A 19,582-nucleotide genomic window follows, 5' to 3' on the forward strand; every position below is an offset into this window, starting at 1 on the left:
TACGAAAGGTCGCCGTCGGTGGCTTGTGGCCTGGCGTTTCCTGACGTCTCTTTTATGTCGCAGCCGGCTCGGGTGACCAACTGCCAATGCAGCATACGACTGCACAGTCATAACATCCAATACAATATTGATGCACTATTAATACCTTTGAGGCATTAAATGATTGAGCTGCGTCATTTCCAGTACTTCGTGGTGCTCGCGGAGACGCTGCATTTCGGCCGGGCGGCCCAGCAGTTGCATATCTCGCAGCCCCCACTGTCGCGTCAGATTGCATTGATGGAAGCGGAGTTGGGCGTGCTGCTTTTCGAACGCACGCGTCGCAGTGTCCGGCTGACGCGCGCCGGCGCGCGCTTTTATCAGGACGCGGTGGAGATTCTCAACTCGGTCGAACGGGCGCGGCGCAATGTCGTGGCGGCGAGCCGGGGAGAGGACGGCGCGATCACCGTCGGTTTCATGATGTCCTCGGCATACAACATCTTGCCTGCCCTGACGCGCACCTATGCGGCCGCGTATGCGCGCGTCGACATGAAGCTGGCGGAAACGCTCCCCAATTTGCTGGCCGAGGCGGTGCGTGCGGGGCAAACGGACGTTGGCATCATGTACCGACCGGAAGACCTTACCGGGCTCGATACGGCGACGGTGTTTCGCGAGGAGATGGTGGCGGTATTGCCGCGCACGCACGCACTGGCGAAGGCGCGGGTGCTCGACGCCTCGCAGTTGGCCGAAGAATCGTTCGTGAGCATTCCGCGTGAGATTGCGCCGCTGGTCTACGATCTGGTCGTCGACCATTGCCGACGCGCGGGGTTTTCGCCGCACATCCGGCTGGAAACCAATTTGCAGCAGACGATTATCAATCTGGTGGGCGAGGGCCTGGGCGTGGCGATGGTGCCGATGTCGATGAGCAGCGCGAGCGCGTCGGGCAACGCGGTCTTCAAACCACTGCGCAACGCGCCGGTAGCGGAGGTGGCGCTACTGTGGAGCCGCGACAATCACAACCCATGTGTTGCCACGTTTGTGGAGAACGCGCGAACGGTGTGGCGCGAAATGCAGCGCGCACCGGGCGCGCGGCTGGTGCCGGACAGGCCGGACACCAGCGTGAGGTAAATATGCCGGGCAGGCAGATGGACGCGAAATCGCAACCGCCGGCTGCGCACCGAGGTTGTCACAAAGTGCGACATGCGCGGAAATTCTGCGGCGCTGCCGGTTGACTAGGCTCGGTCGCCCAACACGGTGGCCCGGGTGAATGCTTCGATGTTATCCAGCAATGCGTCGAGGCGCTCACCCGCTTGTTTCACGTCGCCGGCAGCAATCGCCTCGGCGACTTCCGCATGCAGCCGCGCCATGGTTGGCAGGTCGGCCGCTTCCTTGTAGTGGTAGTACCAGAAGCGGCGTGATAGCCCGTGCATCAGACGCATCGCCCCTTCGGCGAATTCGTTTCGAGCCGCGACGAGGCACAACTCGTTGAACTCACGGTCGGCACGCACAAACTCCACATCCTTGCCGCTGCGGGCGGAACTCTTGAACTCTTTCGCCAGACGCGTGAAGTGCTCGCGTTGCTCCGTCGTGGCTTTTTTCGCAGCGCTTCTGGCAATTAGCCGTTCGACTTCGCGTCGCGTTTCCAGCAGGCGCAACTGCTTGGAGACGTCCATCGGAGGCACCAGCAGGCCACGCTGCGGCAACACAACGATCAAATGTTCCCGGGCCAGCCGCTGAATCGCTTCACGAATCGGTGTACGGCCAAAGCCTGTCATTTCGCTTAACTGCAACTCTGACATGGTTGAACCCGGGGCCAGTCGCAGCGTCACTATCGCTTCTTCGATCCACTCATACGCCATGTCGACCATTCGGCCGCGAGGGATCGCGCTTACTCGTTCATCGAGCGCTGCGGCTTCTGATTTCCCCGTCCGTCGGGGCGCCTTCTTTGTCGCCATTTGGTGAATGCCCAGAGCAAATTTTAATTGTATATCACTTGCTTTTGGCAATAGCGCCGACCTGTCCCGGCTTCCGTTGCGCCCCGACGCTACGGGCATTCCCGGTAGCCGTACGGCTTGCTACAGAGATCTAATGTGCTATTATTAAGCAACTAATATATTACTAAGATTGGCGGGATAAGCGACGATGGACATCATGCGGGAAGGAATTCGTCACGCCGCATTGCACGTGATCCCCGGCGGTCGTCACTCGATCCTGACGGAGAACCTCCGCGAGGTCGGCACAGTCATGCGCGATTTCCTGACACCGTACTGCGCACAGCCAAGACTACGACAGACTCCACGGGAGAATTCATGAGGATCGACGACTGCGTACACTTTTGTGCGCCTTCCCGGCTCATCATCGAGCTGGGTTATCGCCACAAACTTCCCAACCTTCTGCAAACGCTGGGCTATCGGCGCGGGTTGCTTGTGACCGATAGCTTCTTTGCAGAAGAAACACCCTGGGTGAACGAGTACGTGACGGCCTGTGAATGTTTGGGGGTGCATGTGGACGTCTACACCGGCGGTCAGCCCGACCCTACGACGGATCTCTGCGATCGTGCGACCGCCGAATTGCGTAATGCTCAGGGCGGCCAGTTACCCGACCATATCGTTTCGCTGGGAGGCGGCAGCAATATTGATCTGGCCAAGGCGTTGTGCGTCACGTTGGCTCAGGGCCGCCCAATTCGTGAGTTCGCAAGCGGCGTGGCACGTGATGCTCCCGTCATTGACCACATCGCCATGCCAACAACAGCCGGCACGGGGTCGGAACTCACCCCGGGGACTATTCTTTTCGATCCGGCGAACGGTATCAAGACTGCCGTGATGGACAATCGGCTACGTCCAGTCGTTGCAGCGATCGATCCCGAGCTTACATTCACTTGCCCGCCTAAGGTGACGGCCGAGTCCGGCATCGACGCCTTGACCCACGCGCTCGAATCGTTGGTCACGCTCGACTCCGATCGCTTCGATCGGAACGATGCCTTCGATCCCGGCTATAGCGGTCGCAACGGTCTGACCATGATCTTCGCGCGGGAGTCGATCCGGCTCGCCGTTGCGTATCTGCTTCGATGTTACGAAGACGGCAATGATGTCGAGGCGCGGGTTGGCATGTGCTACGCGAGCGTCTACGCCGCAATGTCTTATGGGAGCGCCGGGCTCAATGCCGTTCATGGCATCGCATACGGCGTCGCAGCGCTGACGCACAAGTCGCATGGGGCAACGAACGCCGTTGTCTTGCCGTATGTCATCGATGCGCTGCGCGAGTCACGCCACACCGAACTCCTGGAGGTGGCCCGAATGTTCGGCATCGAGGATAACGATGAAGTGCGGGCCGTCTGCGAATTGCCTCGAAAATTGCGCGAGCTCGTTGGCAAGCTCGGCATTCCCACCGATCTCAATGCCTTTGGCATTGCCCAGGAATCACTGAGCGATTTGCTCGTTGATTCGCTGGGGGTGACTCGGTTGGCCAAAGCATTCCCGGTAGGGAATATCGAAGAAAGCTACGCGCAGATCATCGACAACGCGTGGCGCGGAGGTCTTCGAGACGAGAAGACAGAGGAACGGACGGCAGCCCGATCAACGCGATTCCCATCGTTTCGATAGATCGCTGCCGCCGCGCAAAAAGACACCATTCACTATTCGGCCGGACACACCGGCCACTTTTGCGCCTTCATGTCTAATATGTTAGATGTCTATTAGAAAGATGTTCCGGAGGAGACACAAGCATGGATATGTCCGCAGCCGCGTCGCGGCTAGGTGTTGACGTCGCCGCACGTCTTGAGCGACTACCGATGACGCGCTATCAGCGAACGCTTTTCTCTATCATTGCCACCGCCTGGTTCTTCGATTCAATGGATCTCGGGTTGATGACATTTGTGCTCGGTTCGATCAAGGCGGAGTTTGGTCTATCCGCTTCGCAGGCCGGGCTGCTCGCTAGTTCCAGTTTTCTCGGCATGTTTGTCGGCGCTGCCACAGCAGGTCTTCTTGCCGACAAGTTCGGACGCAAGCCGGTTTTTCAAGTCAGCATGATCTTCTGGGGCGTGGGCAGTCTGATGTGTGGTTTTGCTCACAGTGCCGAGTCGCTGATGATGTATCGCGTGTTGCTCGGCTTTGGCATGGGTATGGAGTTTCCGATCGGCCTGTCGATGGTTTCCGAGATCGTTCCCGCCAAGAGTCGGGGCAAGTATGTGGCCATTCTCGAAGGATTTTGGCCCATTGGTTTCATCGCGGCAGGCGCGTTTGCATACTTCACGCTGCCGGTGATCGGATGGCGCGGTATCTTCATCGCGTTGGCGATTCCGGCTGTTTTCGTGTTCGTCGTCAGACGCATGGTGCCCGAATCGCCTCGCTGGCTGGAAGACACCGGGCGCATGAAAGAAGCGGCGGACGTGATGAATCACATCGAAGCCAAAGTGCAGGCAGCGTACGGTCGCAAGCTGCCCGAGCCGGTCATTGTGCCTGGCGCACGGCATCCGCAGACGAATCGGAAGGCGCTCTTTTCAGAAATCTGGCGCGGCGTGTACGCCAAGCGCACGGTCATGTTGTGGACCACCTGGTTCTTCGCGCTGCTGGGCTACTACGGTCTGACAACATGGCTGGGGGCTCTGCTTCAGCAGGCCGGCTACGAAATCACCAAGTCTGTGCTCTACACCGTCTACATCTCGCTGGCTGGCATCCCCGGCTTTCTCTTCTCTGCGTGGCTGCTTGAGAAGTGGGGGCGCAAGCCGACTTGCGCTTTGATGTTGCTTGGCAGCGCGGTCGCGGCTTATCTGTACGGTCAGGCGGCCGGCGCCAGGGCGCCGATCGAGCAACTGATCGCCACGGGGCTGCTGATGCAGTTCTTTCTCTTCGGCATGTGGTCTGTCCTGTACGCCTACACGCCGGAACTGTATCCGACCCGGACACGAGCGACGGGCTCGGGCTTCGCCTCATCCATCGGGCGTGTCGGTTCCCTCGCGGGTCCCTTCGCGATTGGCGTGCTGCTCCCGACCTGGGGGCAGGCGGGTGTGTTCACGATGGGAGCGCTGTCCTTTGTGATCGCCGCGCTTGCGGTGCTGCTACTTGGCGTCGAGACGAAGGGCCGTTCACTGGAGGATGTTTCGCACTGACACGAGGCTCGCGATTGATCTGCATTAATCCGGCGGGGCGCGGTCCCCGCCGCATGGAATCGGGGCATCGATCGAACCTGTCACCGGCACGTGCCGGTCAACGTGCCTTCTCCGGCGCCGACGCCGATTCCGCATCCCAGTCTCGCTTCCACTTGCCGAAACAGTGAACGGCGGCCGGTTGACTTTTATTTTAATGCAACTAATATATTAGTTGTGTATTTTGTAGTGTGCATCGATTCGGATACAGGAGACAAGCCATGGTGACAGAGCGTCAGTTGAAATTCAGGGAGCAATACAAGTCCGACATAAGCCCGATGTACAACGGCTTGTTACACATTGCGGTGATGTATATCGTGGCGATTGGTGCGGTCTGCTATGCCGTCAGCCGTTTGCAGAGTCCGACGTGGGAATGGTTCCTGATCCTTCCGGTCTTCCTGGCGGGTAATTTTGTCGAGTGGTTCATGCACCGGTTTGTCATGCACCGTCGTGTAGACGTCTGGGGCCTGCGCGAGATCTACAACCGGCACACACGTCAGCATCATCAGTACTTCACCGACCAGTTGTCGACTATCGACACGACGCGTGAGTTTCGAATCGTGTTCTTCCCGTGGCGTGTGCTAATGACATTGGGGGTTGGCGGCGGGGCCATGGGCTATATGACCTCGTGGATTTTGAACGATAACGCCGGCTGGATCGTGTTCCTGACCATGGTGGGCCAGTACGTCGTCTATGAAACATTCCACTATTGTTGCCACTGTCACGAGAACTGGTTCGTGCGCAATGTGCCGTTCATCAACACCATCCGACGTCACCACACTGCCCACCACAACATGGGCATCATGATGAAATACAACATGAATCTGACGTTTCCGATTGCCGACTGGTATATGGGAAGCAGCGATTTGCGTCGGGGCCTGATCGGCCATCTGTTCAATGGCTACAGCGAAAAGCACATCAAGAGCGAATTGAAACCGATCATCGCGAAGTTCAAGGACGATCATTCGCAAGTCACGCTGGACGGCCCGATGCTTACGGAGGAAGAGCGCAGGGTTATGACAGCCCGCTGACTTGTTGTGCACACCAGGCTCGCCCGGGGTGCACCGGTTCAGCGGGCGATAGACCGGGCTTGCCTCGTGCCTATCCCGTTCAAACGGAAGTCATAAGGACCGTGTCAGATCTCCAGAATCCCGGCAGCAACGAAACCACCGTCGACCGGCAGGATGTGGCCGGTGACATACGAGGCGTCGTCGGACGCGAGAAAGCTCACCGCCCCGGCGATTTCGCGCGGTTGCCCGTAGCGGCCGAGCGGCGTCGTCTCCGTGTAGTGACGGCGAGAGATGTCGGAGTGCAGCACCTGCGTGAGCGGCGTGTCGATCGGACCGGGCGCAACGCCGTTGGCGGTGATGCCGAACGGTGCGAGTTCGATGGCCATCTGACGGGTAAGGCCAATGACCGCGGCCTTCGACGTGCCGTAAGCCGTGCGCCCGGCGCTCGCCAGAATGCCCGCCACCGACGCCAGATTGACGATCCGTCCCCAGCGCTGTTCGCGCATCAGGCGTGCGGCATGTTGCCCGCACAGCAGCGTTCCCGTGAGATTCACGTTCATGACCTGATGCCAGTGATCGAGCGGATAGTCGAGAAACGGAAACGTTTTTGCAATGCCCGCGTTGTTCACGAGCACATCGCAGCGGCCGTGCCGTTGCGCAATCTGCGCGAAGCCGTCGGCAATCGACGCCGCGTCGCCCACATTCATTCCCAGCGCCCACGCTTTGCCGCCCGCAGCGCTTAGCTTCGCCGCCGTTTCGCTCGCCGCACCTTCATTCAGATCGGCGACAACCACGGTCATGCCGTCGCTCACCAATCGTTCGCAGATGGCGGCACCAATGCCCATGCCGCCGCCCGTTACAACTGCCACTTTCTCCGTCATGCTATGGACTCCTAAATTTATTAATTTCTACAGCACGGACCCCGCCGCCAGCAGCGCGGCGGAGCCCGTCGGTGATACCGAGAATCGTGAGTGGAGGGGTCTTACTTCAGGAAACCGATCGAGATCCAGGGAATGAAGACCACGATAAGCAGCGCGATAAGCAGTGCGCCCATGTAGGTCCACATCCGGTTGAACACCTTGTCCGGCGATGTCTTGCCAATGGCGCACGCCGCATAAAAGCCCACACCGAGCGGCGGTGCGAACAGTCCCATGCCCATCGACAGAATCACGACCATGGCGTAATGCACATCGTGAATGCCCAGCGAGCGGGCGACCGGAAACAGCAGCGGACCAAACAACACGATGGCGGGAATGCCTTCCAGCACGCTGCCCAGCACAATGAACACCACTACCGAGATGAGCAGGAAGCCGATCTGTCCGCCCGGCACGCCATGCATCAGCCCGACAAGCTTGGCCGAGAAGCCCGATTGCGTGAGGGCCCACGCCATGGCCGTCGCCATGCCGATGATGAGCAGGATCGCACCGGAGAGTGCCGCCGTTTCCGTCAGCAGCGGATACAGACGTTTGAAGTTCAGGTGCTTCTTGAAGGCGTGCACGAGAAGACCGATCACGATCGTGTAGGCGATACCGACCGTAGACACTTCGGTGGCCGTGGCGGCCCCTTCGATCACCGCCGTGCGAATCAGAATCGGCAGCGCGAGGGCAGGCAATGCCACGATGAATGTCTTACCGATCACGCTCCACGGCGCACGGCGTGCCGCGCTCGGGGCTTCCTTGCGCGAGCGGGCGAAGCACACCACGACGATGGCGAGCGTGGCGATCACGGCAGGCAGCAAGCCGCCGACAAAGAGCGCGGTAATCGATACCCCGCACACCGCACCGATAGTGATGAGCACGAGACTTGGCGGGATCGTCTCCGTCATGGCGCCGGTTGACGAAAGCAGCGCCACGAGGTCTTCCGGTTTCGACCCGCGCCGTTGCATCTCGGGGAAGAGCGCGGGCGCGACGGCCGCCATGTCGGCAGCCTTCGAGCCAGAGATGCCCGAGACCAGGAACATGGCGCCAAGCAGCACGTATTGCAGACCGCCTCGCACGTGGCCGAGCAGCGAGGCCATGAACTCGATCAGGCTGCGAGCGAGCCCGCTCATCTCGATCAACGCACCGAGCAGCACGAACAGCGGCACCGACAACAGAATGAGGCCCGACATGCCCTCGTCCATGCGGCTCACGACAATCTGCAACGGCGCGTCGGTCACGAGCGCCAGATACGCCAGCGTTGCCGTGCCGAAGGCGAAGGCAATCGGAATCCCCCCCGCCACGCAGGCGCCGACGATCAGCACGAAGAACACCAGCAGGTTGTAGTTGCCCATCGCAATCAGCGCGGGGCGGCCGAGCCAGAGCGCCGCGCCCAGCGCCGCGACGAACAGCACGCCGAGACCGAACTGACGCAGCGTGGAGCACCGCGCCATGCGCGAGATCGCGGCGATGAGCATCAGCGCCGCGCCAACCGGCAACGCGGCAGCGCGCAGGCCGTCGGGGATTTCCAGCGCGGGCGTGGTGATGTCCATCTGTTCGATGGCATGCGTGTACGCAGGCATGATGATGAGAGCGACGAACACGCAGACCGTGAGCGCAGCCATGGTCTGGAACCAGTCCCGCCACGCCGCCGGAAGTTTGTTGACGATGGCGGAAAGACGCATGTGCTCACCCCGGTCGAGGGCCAGCACCGCGCCAAGCATCGATAGCCAGATGAACAGGATCTGCGCCAATTCGTCCGACCAGGTGAGGGGATTGTCGAACCCGTAACGCGAGATCACGCCCGCGAGCAGGATGAGAGTCTCCGCCACCACCAGCAGCACGGCAGCCGCTTCGGTGACTTTCATCACCGCGCGGTTGACATGGCAGAAGAGGCGGGCGAGCGCGTGCGTCGGCTCGGCCGTCATCGTCAACGTTTCCATTTACGCGAGCTTCCCGGTGTACTTTTCCAACACGCTCCACGCCTCGTCGCCGAACTTCTTGTGCCATTCGGCATAGAAACCGGCCGTGCGGAGCTTCTCGCGGAACTGCTCGTTGTTCGGTGCGTTGAACACGAGACCTTTCTGCTTGAGTTCGGCCATCACGCCGTCGTTGAGCTTGCGCACATCGTCGCGTTGCGCCATGGCTGCCGCGTTCACATTGGCGGTCACGATCGCCTGCAAGTCCTTCGGCAACTTGTCCCACTTCTGCTTGTTGGCGAGGAACCAGAAGCCGTCCCACATATGGTTCGTCATCGACACGTACTTCTGCACTTCGTACAGCTTCGCCGTGGTCAGCAGAGCAAGCGGATTTTCCTGTGCTTCGACGATATGCGTCTGCAAGGCCGAGTACACCTCGGCGAAGTTGATCGACGTGGGCGACGAGTCGAACGCGCGGAACATCGACGTCCACAGCGGGCTCGTCGGCACACGGATCTTCAGGCCCTTGAGGTCGGCCGGCGAATTGATCGGACGGCTGCTCGTCGTGATCTGGCGATATCCGTTTTCCCAGATCTTGTCGAACGCGAACACCGACGTCTTGGCGATCTGGCCACGCACGTGCGCCCCGAGGTCGCCGTCCATCGCTGCCCACACCTGACCGTAATCCTTGAACGCGAAGCCCACGCCGGAAATCTGCGCCGAGGGCACCAGCGTGCCGAGAATCAGCGGCGAGAGCGTGAAGAAGTCGATGGCGCCCGAGCGGATCTGGCTCAGCATGTCGCTGTCGGTGCCGAGCTGGTTATTCGGGTAGATCTGGAAGTCGATACGGCCCTTCGACTGCTCAGCAATTTTCTGCGCCATTTCTTTGGCGCGAATGTTCATCGGATGGCTGATGGGGAGGTTGTTGGCGAACTTCAGCGTGAATTCGGCGGCGCGGGCCTGCGTCTGATACAACCCCGTGGCGGCAGCGGCCGATGTGGCGGCCACAACCTTGATGAAGTGGCGGCGATCCATGTTGCTCATACTGCATGTCTCCTGATTATAGGTTTGGTGACTGCGTCTGAAGCACGAGGCGTGCGGCGTATTGCCCTGCAACGTCCCGGCCCACTCGGAGTGCAAACGTGATGCGGCTCGCAAGTGGCTTGGCTATCTTACGCAAGTCGAATGCCAGATCGCGGTCCCAACGGGAAAACCCTTACGTTGTTAAGCACTAGTGAAATCCCGTGTCCGATGCATTGCATCGCGCTCCTTTCTTTTATCTGGCGGAACCCGGCGCGATGCCGCCCCGGCGTCGCAAAACGGGTTTGCTGCATCTGCGACGGGGGTCGGATCCGTGCTTGCGCGGGGTGATACACCTGTCGCATTTCTCGCGCGCCCTGCTACACCTGTCGCAGGGCGTCGGCAGGCAAGATGCGACAGGTGTTGCAGGGCGCTGGCGCGGGACAGTCGTGTTGCAGCACAGCAAATTCGCTTCACCCGAGCGGCATCCGAATTCACTTGATGGCGCAATACGTACGGCTTTACGCTTACGTCAATTGCGAGAGCGCCAAAAGCGCGAGTGTCGCAATCGAGACGCAATGAGCAGGGAATGCCGTTGGCGCTTCATCAAGGGGAGATGCGCGCATGTCTGGCATCGAAATTGCTCACCGGAGTCTGGATGACCCCAATTTTCCGGAGACACTTCATGGTTGCTGCATGCCTTACCGGCTGGGCCCACTCCCAGTTCGGAAAACTCGATAACGTCGATGCCGAAGTTCTGCTGGCCGATGTTGCCCAAGCTGCGCTCGACGATGCGGGCCTTGCGCCCGAACAGATCGATTCCATTCACGTCGGCACTTTCAACGGCGGTTTTCTGTATCAGGATTTCCCGTCGTCGCTCGTCTTCAACCGAATTCCCGGCCTGCGCTTCAAACCCGCCACACGTTACGAAAACGCCTGTGCGACGGGGTCGGCTGCCGTGCATGGCGGACTCCAATCCATCGAAGCGGGTAAGGCCACGCACGTACTCGTGATCGGCTTCGAGAAAATGACCGAGCTGGCTACGCCGCAGGTCGGCGAGGTGTTGCTCAAATGCTCCTACGCCCGGGAAGAGGCTGGCATTCCGGGGGGCTTTGCAGGGGTGTTCGGCACCATTGCGCAAGCCTACTTCGACCGATATGGCGATCAATCCGATGCACTCGCGCGCATTGCGGCGAAGAACCACCGCAATGGTTCGGTCAATCCTTATGCGCACATGCGTCGCGATTTCGGTTACGACTTCTGCCGCAACGTCTCTGAGAAAAATCCGTTCGTTGCCGGGCCGCTCAAGCGTACCGATTGTTCGATGGTGTCCGACGGCGCTGCGGCCCTCGTGATCTCGTCTGCCGATGTGGCGCGCACGATGCCCAAGGCCGTAGGATTTCGTGCGGCGGTGCAGGTCAACGACTACCTGCCGCTCTCGCGTCGCGATCCCCTGGCCTTTGAAGGCGGTCAGCACGCGTGGCGTCAGGCGCTGGGCGTTGCCGGCCTCTCGCTCAAAGACCTGTCGCTGGTCGAAACGCACGACTGCTTCACCATCGCCGAACTCATCGAGTATGAGGCGATGGGGCTCGCCAAGCCGGGGCAGGGCGCGAATGTGCTGGCCGAGGGGCTGACCGAGAAGAACGGTTTGCTGCCGGTCAATCCATCGGGCGGGTTGAAGGCGAAAGGCCATCCGGTGGGGGCGACGGGCGTGTCGATGCACGTCATGGCGGCCATGCAACTCACAGGCACTGCCGGCGAGATGCAAATCCCCAACGCGAAGCTCGCGGGCGTTTTCAACATGGGCGGCGCGGCAGTGGCGAACTACGTGAGCATTCTCGAAGCGCGCTGATCCATTGCGCGACAGCGTGTCAGGCGGGCTGCCCGGCGTTGGCCGGGCAAGACAGACAGCAAGACTGAGAAAGAAGAAAGAGGAGACGAGCGAAATGCTCAAGAAGGTCATGAATCTCGGCCGCCTGCTGGCCGACGTTGCCCGGCGTCATCCCGATGAGCCCGGCGTGATCATCGGCGAGACGGTCAGCACATGGGGTGAGATCGACGCCCGCGTGAATGCCGCCGTCGAAGCCTTGCGCAAGCTGGGGGTGGGCAAGGGCGACAAGCTGCTGGTGCATTCGCGCAATAACCTGCCTATCTTCGAGAGCGCGTGGATCGCCTTTCGGCTGGGCGCGATCTGGGTGCCTACGAACTTTCGCATCACTGCGCCGGAGGCCGCGTATCTGGGCCAGTCGAGCGGTGCGTGCGTGATGATCTACGACGCCGGCTTCGAGGGGCATGTCGATGCGGTGCGGGCTGCGTCGCCTGCATTGCGGCATGTGATAGCGCTGGGCGCGCCGCGTGCCGGCGAGCTGCACTACGAGACCCTCGTGGCTGAGCATCTCGGCGCCCCGGGCTACGAGGCAGAAGTCGAGTACGAAGATCCTCTGTGGTTCTTCTACACGTCGGGTACGACCGGGCATCCGAAGGCGGGCGTGCTCTCCCACGGGCAGATGGCTTTTGTCGTGACCAACCATCTGGCCGATCTGATGCCCGGCATTACCTACCGCAGCCGCTCAATGGTGGTGGCGCCGCTCTCGCATGGCGCGGGCATTCACGCCATCGTCAATACCGCGCGCGGGGCGGCGAGCGTGCTGCTGCCGGGCGAGAAGATGGATGCGGAGCAGGTCTGGCGGGCCATCGAGCGTCATCGCGTCGACAACATGTTCACGGTGCCGACTATCGTGAAGATGCTGGTCGAGGACCCGGCCGTCGACCGTTACGACCATAGCTCGTTGCGTTTCGTGATCTATGCCGGGGCGCCAATGTACCGTGCCGATCAGAAATACGCACTGCAAAAGCTGGGCCGGGTGCTGGTTCAGTACTACGGGCTGGGCGAGGTGACGGGCAACATCACCGTATTGCCGCCGTGGCTGCACAGTGAGGACGACGACGCTCCCGACGCGCGCATCGGCACCTGCGGCGTGCCGCGCACCGGCATGGAGGTGGCAATTCTCGACGAGCGCGGCGAGCGTCAGCCGCCGTTCGCGTCGGGCGAGATTTGCGTGCGCGGGCCGGCCGTCTTCATGGGGTATCACAACAACCCGGACGCGAACGCCAAGGCGTTCAAGAACGACTGGTTCCACACCGGAGACCTCGGTCATGTGGATGCGCAGGGCTTCCTGTACATCACCGGGCGAGCGTCGGACATGTACATCTCGGGCGGATCGAACGTCTATCCGCGCGAGATCGAGGAAGCGTTGCTCACGCACCCGGCCGTTTCCGAGTGCGCGGTGCTCGGCGTGCCCGACCCCAAATGGGGCGAGAGCGGGCTCGCGGTGGTGGTCGCCCGGGAAGGCATGGCCGCTCAGGCCGATGAACTGCTCGGACATCTCGAAGCGCGTATCGCCCGCTACAAGTGGCCGCGTCGCTTCGTATTCTGGAGTGCCATGCCCAAGTCGGGCTACGGCAAGATCGTGAAGAAGCAAATCAAGACGATGCTCGAAGAGCAAGGAGACTATCGACTATGAAACCTGCGCTTTCACGGATCTATCGGCATGCAGGCGCCCCCACGTTACCCCGTGTGGAAGACTGCGTGTTGAGCGGGCAGCACGAACTGCGCGTGACGATCCGGTCTGGTGCGAATCTCGGCGAGGCCCTGCGCGCGGCGTTATCCCGCTATGCGTACGGCGGCGGCGTCGGCCGTTTCTGCGCGGGTACCGCGCGAGGTCTGCGGTATCACATGATCGAGAACACCGCAGACACGGAGCGTCCCTTCGGTTATGGGGCGCCGGTCGACGAAACCCGGGAAGTGGATCTGATCGGCGGCGCAATCACGGTCGGCCGCACAGCCGACGGTGCCACGCTGTTGCATTGCCATGCGGGGTTTTCCGATCCGTCGGGCGAGTTGCACGGCGGTCATCTGATTCTCGATCACACCTGGGCCGGCGACGAGCCCGTGGTAATTCGGCTGTGTTTGTTCGAACACGGCGGATACGTGACCGCAGACGACGAGGAGACACGCTTTCATCTGCTCCATCCGGTTGCCGGAGGTCTCTCATGAGCGCAGCACTGGATGTTCCGGTCGCCATCGAGAACGGCACACTGGGCAGGTTGGTCGTGGCGCGTCTCAAGCCGAATCAGGATCTGACGGAAAGCATCGAAGCGCTGTGCGCAGAGCACGGCATATCGCGCGCCATCGTGCGCGGCGCAGTGGGCAGTCTGATCGATGCACGTTTGGCGTTCCGCGCAGGTGATGGCTGGCGTGAGCAACTGGTGAGCGGCCCGGGGGTGGAGATTCTCAACGTGTTCGGGGAGGTCGATGTCCGGCCCGACGCCGCGCATGCGCTGCCCATGCTGCACGGCATGGTGGCGGACACCGACGGGCGCATGTTCGCCGGGCGCTTCGTGCGGGGAGGGAACCTCTCGTTCATCACTATCGAAGTGACGTTGCAGGAGTGGTTGCCAGCGTAGCGGCGGTAGTTGAGATTGCGCGTGAGACGAGTGGGGAGTCCAGGGACTCCCCATTTTTTCGTCGGCGTTGCGCTTGGCGTTCAGGTGTCGCCGGCGCTGCGCAGGAAGGTTTCGATAGCCGCGACCAGCGCGAGGGGCGTCTCGTTCATCGGATAGTGGCCGGCGTTACCGAGGACTTCGAGACGGGCATGCGTGTAGCGGCGCAGATACGTTTGCGTCATGAGCTCGGTGTTGAACACGGGATCGTGTTCGCCGATCAGCACCTTGACCGGCAGCGCGCTGTGAATCTCGTCGATGAAGTCCGTGTCGGCCCAGGCGTTGAAATAGGCGGCGAACGCCTGAGCAGACGAATGCGTCGCCGAGTATTGCGCCTTCCATTCGATCCATGACGGCGGCAAGCGCTCGCCGGTACTGCGCGCGATGATCGTTTTGCGATAGTCCTGCGACGTTGCTGCACCTTCGAACAACGCGCGCCGCGCGGCATCGAACGACACGCCGCCGCAAGGTACCGGCGCGATGGGAATAAGTTTGCGCACGCGGCGAGGGGCCAATGCGGCGACCTTTTCGATAGCCATGCCTCCCATCGAATGGCCGATCAGGCTGAAGGTGGACAGATCGAGGGCGTCGGCCAGCGCGATAGCGTCTCCGGCGATTTCCGCAATAGTGTAGCGGCCGGGCATGGCTTGCATGCCGCCATAGCCGCGGTAATCCATGAAGACATAGCTGAACTCGTCTGCCGAAAACCACGGCTCGCATTCGTGAAAGGAACGGGCGTCGCCGAACCAGCCATGCAGCACGATGACAGCATGCGGGCCGTGACCGACACGGTGATGGGTATTGGGCATTTCGACTCCGGTAGGAACGCTCAGATCCCCGGGCGCGCCTCGTGGCGGCCGGTGAGCAACGCTAATCGTAGGGATGCCGGCGGGTGCCCGCTGCCGATGTTGGGTCATTGTCTGTAGAATTCGGGCCATGCGAAATACGCTGATCGACCCTTACGAACATCTGCCCCGAAGCGTGGTTGTCACGGCCAACGATTACCCGGCGGGATTCACCTTTCCGGAGCATGCGCACGCGCGTGGGCAGTTTGCGTTGGCGTCGCGGGGCATGATTACGGTATCGACACCGCAAGGCCGGTGGTTCGTGCCGCCCCAGCGCGCCTGCTGGGTGCCTGCTGGTGTTTCGCATGCCATGACGATGAGCGGCCCGGTCACCATGCTCAATACGTTCGTCACACCCCACGCGGCGTTGGTCGCGGGGTTGCCGGATCGTTGCTGTGTGTACGGTGTGTCCCCGCTGCTCAGGCAGTTGCTGGACCACGCTGTCGATCTGCCGCCGATGTACGACGAAGACGCACGCGACGGCAAGCTCATGGCGTTGCTGATGGCCGAGATGGCGGTCATGCCGCCTCTGTCGTTACACGCACCGTTGCCGGGCGACGCGCAACTGGCACGCGTTTGCCGGGCGATCTTCGAGGCCCCATCGATGACCACAGATCTCGAAGCGGCGGCGGCGATGGCATCGATGAGCCGTCGCACGTTTACGCGGCGGTTCCGTGAAGAGACGGGGGTGAGTTTTGCCGAATGGCGTCAACAAGTTTGCCTGCTGGCGGCGATTGCGCGGCTGAACGACGGACAGTCCGTGACCCGCGTGGCGCTCGATCTGGGGTATGGCAGCCCGAGTGCATTCACCGCGGCGTTTCGACATGTGCTGGGCGCGGCGCCCAGCCGTTATCTTGCGGCGCCGGATTGAGCGTTGTTGCTTGCCAAGCCGCCAAACGAATCGGGACGCTTCGCCTACGGCGAGTGCGTCCCGATGTTGCTCCCAACGTTACACGTGCGATCGCGCTTTAAGCGACCGTTGGCTGCACCAGCCCGTCTTCACGGAACATGTGCTTGATGCCACGCACTGCCTGGCGAATGCGCGACTCGTTTTCGATCAGAGCGAAGCGCACATATTCGTCGCCGTACTCGCCGAAGCCGATACCCGGCGAGACGGAGACCTTGGCTTGCGCGAGCAGCTTCTTGGTGAATTCGAGCGAGCCGAGGGTGCGATACGGTTCGGGAATGCGCGCCCAGATGTACATCGACGCACGCGGCAGATCGACCGCCCAACCGGCTTCCGTCAGACCCTTGTAGAGTACGTCGCGGCGGCGCTGATACTGCGCGCGGATCTCTTCGACACACTGCTGATCGCCTTCCAGCGCAGCGATGGCCGCGACCTGCACCGGCGTGAACGTGCCGTAGTCGTGATAGCTCTTGATGCGTGCGAGGGCGGCGACCAGTTCCGCATTGCCGACCATGAATCCGATGCGCCAGCCGGCCATGTTGTAGCTCTTCGACAGCGTGAAGAACTCGACGGCGACGTCTTGCGCGCCGGGCACCTGCATGATCGACGGCGCCTTGTAGCCGTCGTAGACGATATCGGCGTAGGCCAGATCGTGCACGACGAGAATGTCGTGTTTGCGTGCAAGGGCGACCACGCGCTCGAAGAATTCGAGCTCGACGCACTGCGCCGTGGGGTTCGACGGAAAACCGAGGATCACCATCTTCGGCTTCGGATGACTCTCGCGAATGCCGCGTTCGAGTTCGGTGAAGAAGTCGATGCCGGGCGTCATCGGCACGGAGCGAATGTTGGCCCCTGCGATGACTGCGCCGTAAATATGAATCGGGTACGACGGGTTCGGCACCAGCACCGTGTCGCCCTGATCCAGTGTGGCGAGCATCAGGTGCGCCAGGCCCTCCTTGGAGCCGATGGTGACGATAGCTTCGCGCTCGGGATCGAGGTCCACGTCGTAGCGATTCTTGTACCAGTGCGTGATCGCGCGGCGCAGGCGCGGAATACCGCGCGACGTCGAATAACCGTGCGTGTCGGGGCGTTGAGCGACTTCGACGAGCTTGCTGACGATATGTGGCGGTGTCGCGCCGTCGGGATTGCCCATCGACAGATCGATGATGTCTTCGCCACGGCGGCGCGCCGCCATCTTCAGCTCGGCGGTGATATTGAAAACGTACGGGGGAAGACGATTGATGCGCGCAAAGCTGCGCGAGCCCTGAGAGCTTGACATGTTGATCCTGGAACGTAAGCGCCCGGAACCGTCCGAGCGACGCCGGTGTGCTGGCCACACCGTGACGGCGACTGTAGCGCGGCGCGGCGCGCTTAGGCAAGCGATTTTTGCGGGGGGGGGGGCGTGGAACCCGTCGGTTATGATGAGCGCCTCTTGAGTTCGGGCATACGAGGAGTTTCGATGGCGTATCTGTACCTGCTGGTGGCGATCGTGGCAGAGGTGATTGCAACGTCGGCGCTCAAGGCATCGGAGGGGTTCACGCGTGTCGGACCGGTGGCGCTGGTTGTCGCGGGGTACGGCGTGGCGTTCTACATGTTGTCGCTCACATTGCGCACGATTCCGGTGGGCATTGCCTATGCGATGTGGTCGGGCCTGGGCATCGTGCTCATCTCGATTGCGTCGCGCGTGCTGTTCGGGCAAAAGCTCGATGCGCCCGCGATGCTCGGTATGGCGCTCATCGTCGCGGGTGTTCTCGTGATGAACGTCTGGTCGAAATCGTCGGCCCATTGACGGGCGTAGCCATTGCCCGGCGTTCTTATGCGTCGCACTAAGGTCCTGCGCTCAGGCATCGGCTTCGGCTTCTGCGAGCACCGCCTTGAGCGCGGAGATGCAGGTGTCGATCTCGGAGCGCTCGATAACGAGCGGCGGGGCGAGGCGCAACACCGTCGCTCGTGTTTCTTTCGCCAGCACGCGCCGGCGCAGCATGCGCATCGAGAGGTCATGCGCATCGGCGCGCGCCGGATCGATCTCAATGCCGGCCCAGAGACCGCGTCCGCGGACTTCCCGAATGAGTGGCGAGTGAATCGCGTGCAATCGCGAGAGCAGGTATTCCCCCATTTCGGCGCTTCTTCCCGGTAAGTCTTCGTCTGCCATCACGTCGAGGGCTTCCAGCGCAACGGTGGCGGCCAGCGCATTGCCGCCGAAGGTCGAGCCGTGACTGCCGGGTTCGAACAGGTCGATGATGTCGCGTCGGGCCACGAATGCCGACACCGGCAGCAACCCACCGCCGAGGGCTTTGCCGAGCATGAGGCCGTCGGGCACGACGTTCTCGTGCTGATAGGCGAACCAGCGGCCGGTGCGCCCGAGTCCCGATTGAATTTCGTCGAGCAACATAAGCACGTTCTGTTCCGTGCAGAGTTGGCGCAGGGCGCGCAGAAAGCCGTCGGGGGGCACGACGATGCCGCCTTCGCCCTGAATGGTCTCGAACAGCACGGCGCAGGTGTTGGGCGTGATGGCCGCGCGTACGGCATCGATATCGCCGAAGGGGACGCGCACGAATCCGGGGGCGAACGGGCCGAAGTCGGCGCGATAGGCCGGCTCGGAGGAGAAGCCGACGATAGTGGTCGTGCGTCCGTGGAAATTGCCGTCGGCGACAATGATCTCCGCTTTGTCGGCAGGAATGCGCTTGACGCTGTAACCCCAGCGCCGCGCGGCCTTGATGGCCGTTTCGACAGCTTCTGCGCCCGTGTTCATCGGCAGCGCGCCGCCGAGGGTCGTGAGATCGCAAAGCCGTTCGAGAAAGGCGCCGAGCCGGTCGGTATAGAAGGCGCGGGAAACGACTGCGAGGCGTTGTGCCTGAGCCGCGAGCGCGGCGACCAGACGCGGATGCGCGTGGCCGTGGCTGACGGCAGAGTAGGCGCTCATCATGTCGAGATAGCGATTGCCCTCGACATCCCAGACCCAGACCCCTTTGGCGTGCGACAGCACCACGGGCAGCGGTGCGTAGTTATGGGCGCCAAAGCGTTGTTCGCGTTCGATTTCATTCATGACGCGCTCCTCCACGTCAGCAGTCTAGAGGCGAACGGGACGGTACGTAAAGAGGACATATCCTGAAGTCGCCATCACGAAATCGGCATGCGCGTGCGCTATAATCGTGGATTACTCGAATGCAATGCGATTTTCATGCGCATTGTTGCGTCGAGTCCTGCCGGCAGCGACGCCCGGTCGCCGCCATCACGCACTGCCCATAGCTCAGTTGGATAGAGCATCGGCCTTCTAAGCCGACGGTCGGGGGTTCGAATCCCTCTGGGCAGGCCAGCCAAAGCATCAGGCCCCGCCTGAAC

The 19,582-nt window shown here is 61.6% G+C and carries 17 protein-coding genes and 1 tRNA gene; 11 read left to right on the top strand and 7 right to left on the bottom strand.

Annotated features, from left to right (window positions below):
- Positions 1-159: 159 nt before the first annotated feature.
- Positions 160-1,104 (top strand): LysR family transcriptional regulator, encoded by a 945-nt coding sequence (locus AT395_RS06560; RefSeq protein WP_042112539.1) that lies wholly within the window; start codon positions 160-162, stop codon positions 1,102-1,104.
- Between the two features lie 104 nt (positions 1,105-1,208).
- Here AT395_RS06560 and AT395_RS06565 read toward each other — a convergent pair whose 3' ends face one another.
- Positions 1,209-1,931 carry a GntR family transcriptional regulator gene (locus AT395_RS06565; protein WP_042112538.1) on the bottom strand — a complete coding sequence of 241 codons (723 nt, stop codon included), beginning with the start codon at positions 1,929-1,931 and terminating at the stop codon, positions 1,209-1,211.
- 354 nt (positions 1,932-2,285) lie between these two features.
- Between AT395_RS06565 and AT395_RS06570 the strand changes: the two genes are divergently transcribed.
- The 3 genes from AT395_RS06570 (at position 2,286) to AT395_RS06580 (ending at position 6,150) form a co-directional block, all read left to right on the top strand.
- On the top strand, positions 2,286-3,578 hold the full coding sequence (locus AT395_RS06570) for an iron-containing alcohol dehydrogenase (protein WP_042112536.1): 1,293 nt from the start codon (positions 2,286-2,288) through the stop codon (positions 3,576-3,578).
- A gap of 122 nt (positions 3,579-3,700) precedes the next feature.
- Positions 3,701-5,083, top strand: coding sequence for an MFS transporter (locus AT395_RS06575; RefSeq protein ID WP_042112535.1), 1,383 nt, complete (start codon positions 3,701-3,703; stop codon positions 5,081-5,083).
- Positions 5,084-5,340: 257 nt separating this feature from the next.
- Complete coding sequence (locus AT395_RS06580; RefSeq protein WP_042112533.1) at positions 5,341-6,150, top strand: hypothetical protein; 810 nt, start codon at positions 5,341-5,343, stop codon at positions 6,148-6,150.
- A 104-nt stretch (positions 6,151-6,254) separates the two neighbouring features.
- Here AT395_RS06580 and AT395_RS06585 read toward each other — a convergent pair whose 3' ends face one another.
- From AT395_RS06585 to AT395_RS06595, 3 genes are all read right to left on the bottom strand, one after another.
- Positions 6,255-7,010 carry an SDR family NAD(P)-dependent oxidoreductase gene (locus AT395_RS06585; protein ID WP_042112532.1) on the bottom strand — a complete coding sequence of 252 codons (756 nt, stop codon included), beginning with the start codon at positions 7,008-7,010 and terminating at the stop codon, positions 6,255-6,257.
- A gap of 101 nt (positions 7,011-7,111) precedes the next feature.
- Positions 7,112-8,974: a TRAP transporter large permease gene (locus AT395_RS06590; RefSeq protein WP_042117234.1), complete on the bottom strand. Its 1,863-nt coding sequence runs from the start codon at positions 8,972-8,974 to the stop codon at positions 7,112-7,114.
- Between the two features lie 15 nt (positions 8,975-8,989).
- On the bottom strand, positions 8,990-10,009 hold the full coding sequence (locus AT395_RS06595) for a TRAP transporter substrate-binding protein (protein WP_082117627.1): 1,020 nt from the start codon (positions 10,007-10,009) through the stop codon (positions 8,990-8,992).
- Between the two features lie 661 nt (positions 10,010-10,670).
- Between AT395_RS06595 and AT395_RS06600 the strand changes: the two genes are divergently transcribed.
- The 4 genes from AT395_RS06600 (at position 10,671) to AT395_RS06615 (ending at position 14,452) form a co-directional block, all read left to right on the top strand.
- Positions 10,671-11,837, top strand: a complete 1,167-nt coding sequence (locus AT395_RS06600; RefSeq protein ID WP_042112531.1) for an acetyl-CoA acetyltransferase — start codon at positions 10,671-10,673, stop codon at positions 11,835-11,837.
- 94 nt (positions 11,838-11,931) lie between these two features.
- Positions 11,932-13,509, top strand: a complete 1,578-nt coding sequence (locus AT395_RS06605) for an acyl-CoA synthetase (RefSeq protein ID WP_231606026.1) — start codon at positions 11,932-11,934, stop codon at positions 13,507-13,509.
- On the top strand, positions 13,506-14,042 hold the full coding sequence (locus AT395_RS06610) for a PPC domain-containing DNA-binding protein (RefSeq protein WP_042112530.1): 537 nt from the start codon (positions 13,506-13,508) through the stop codon (positions 14,040-14,042). Before AT395_RS06605 ends, AT395_RS06610 begins: the two co-directional genes overlap by 4 nt.
- Positions 14,039-14,452: a PPC domain-containing DNA-binding protein gene (locus AT395_RS06615; protein ID WP_048627805.1), complete on the top strand. Its 414-nt coding sequence runs from the start codon at positions 14,039-14,041 to the stop codon at positions 14,450-14,452. Before AT395_RS06610 ends, AT395_RS06615 begins: the two co-directional genes overlap by 4 nt.
- An 80-nt stretch (positions 14,453-14,532) precedes the next feature.
- Here the strand turns inward: AT395_RS06615 and AT395_RS06620 are convergent, their stop codons facing one another.
- The gene (locus AT395_RS06620) at positions 14,533-15,297 is read right to left on the bottom strand and encodes an alpha/beta fold hydrolase (protein WP_048627804.1); all 765 of its coding nucleotides are present in this window, start codon (positions 15,295-15,297) and stop codon (positions 14,533-14,535) included.
- A gap of 127 nt (positions 15,298-15,424) precedes the next feature.
- Here AT395_RS06620 and AT395_RS06625 point away from each other — a divergent pair, with 127 nt between their 5' ends.
- Positions 15,425-16,204, top strand: coding sequence for an AraC family transcriptional regulator (locus AT395_RS06625; RefSeq protein WP_048627803.1), 780 nt, complete (start codon positions 15,425-15,427; stop codon positions 16,202-16,204).
- A gap of 97 nt (positions 16,205-16,301) precedes the next feature.
- On the opposite strand, the gene alaC is transcribed toward AT395_RS06625, so the two are convergent.
- Entirely contained in the window at positions 16,302-17,519 is a 1,218-nt protein-coding gene (gene alaC / locus AT395_RS06630; protein WP_048627802.1) for an alanine transaminase, read from the bottom strand.
- A 180-nt stretch (positions 17,520-17,699) separates the two neighbouring features.
- Between alaC and AT395_RS06635 the strand changes: the two genes are divergently transcribed.
- Complete coding sequence (locus tag AT395_RS06635) at positions 17,700-18,029, top strand: DMT family transporter (protein ID WP_048627801.1); 330 nt, start codon at positions 17,700-17,702, stop codon at positions 18,027-18,029.
- Positions 18,030-18,080: 51 nt separating this feature from the next.
- On the opposite strand, the gene rocD is transcribed toward AT395_RS06635, so the two are convergent.
- A complete protein-coding gene (rocD, locus tag AT395_RS06640; RefSeq protein ID WP_058375297.1) occupies positions 18,081-19,286 on the bottom strand; it encodes an ornithine--oxo-acid transaminase in 1,206 nt (401 codons plus the stop codon).
- A 193-nt stretch (positions 19,287-19,479) separates the two neighbouring features.
- Here rocD and AT395_RS06645 point away from each other — a divergent pair.
- Positions 19,480-19,556: transfer RNA gene (locus tag AT395_RS06645), tRNA-Arg, on the top strand.
- Positions 19,557-19,582: the final 26 nt, after the last annotated feature.

Source organism: Pandoraea apista (assembly GCF_001465595.2).
Lineage (GTDB): Bacteria > Pseudomonadota > Gammaproteobacteria > Burkholderiales > Burkholderiaceae > Pandoraea > Pandoraea apista.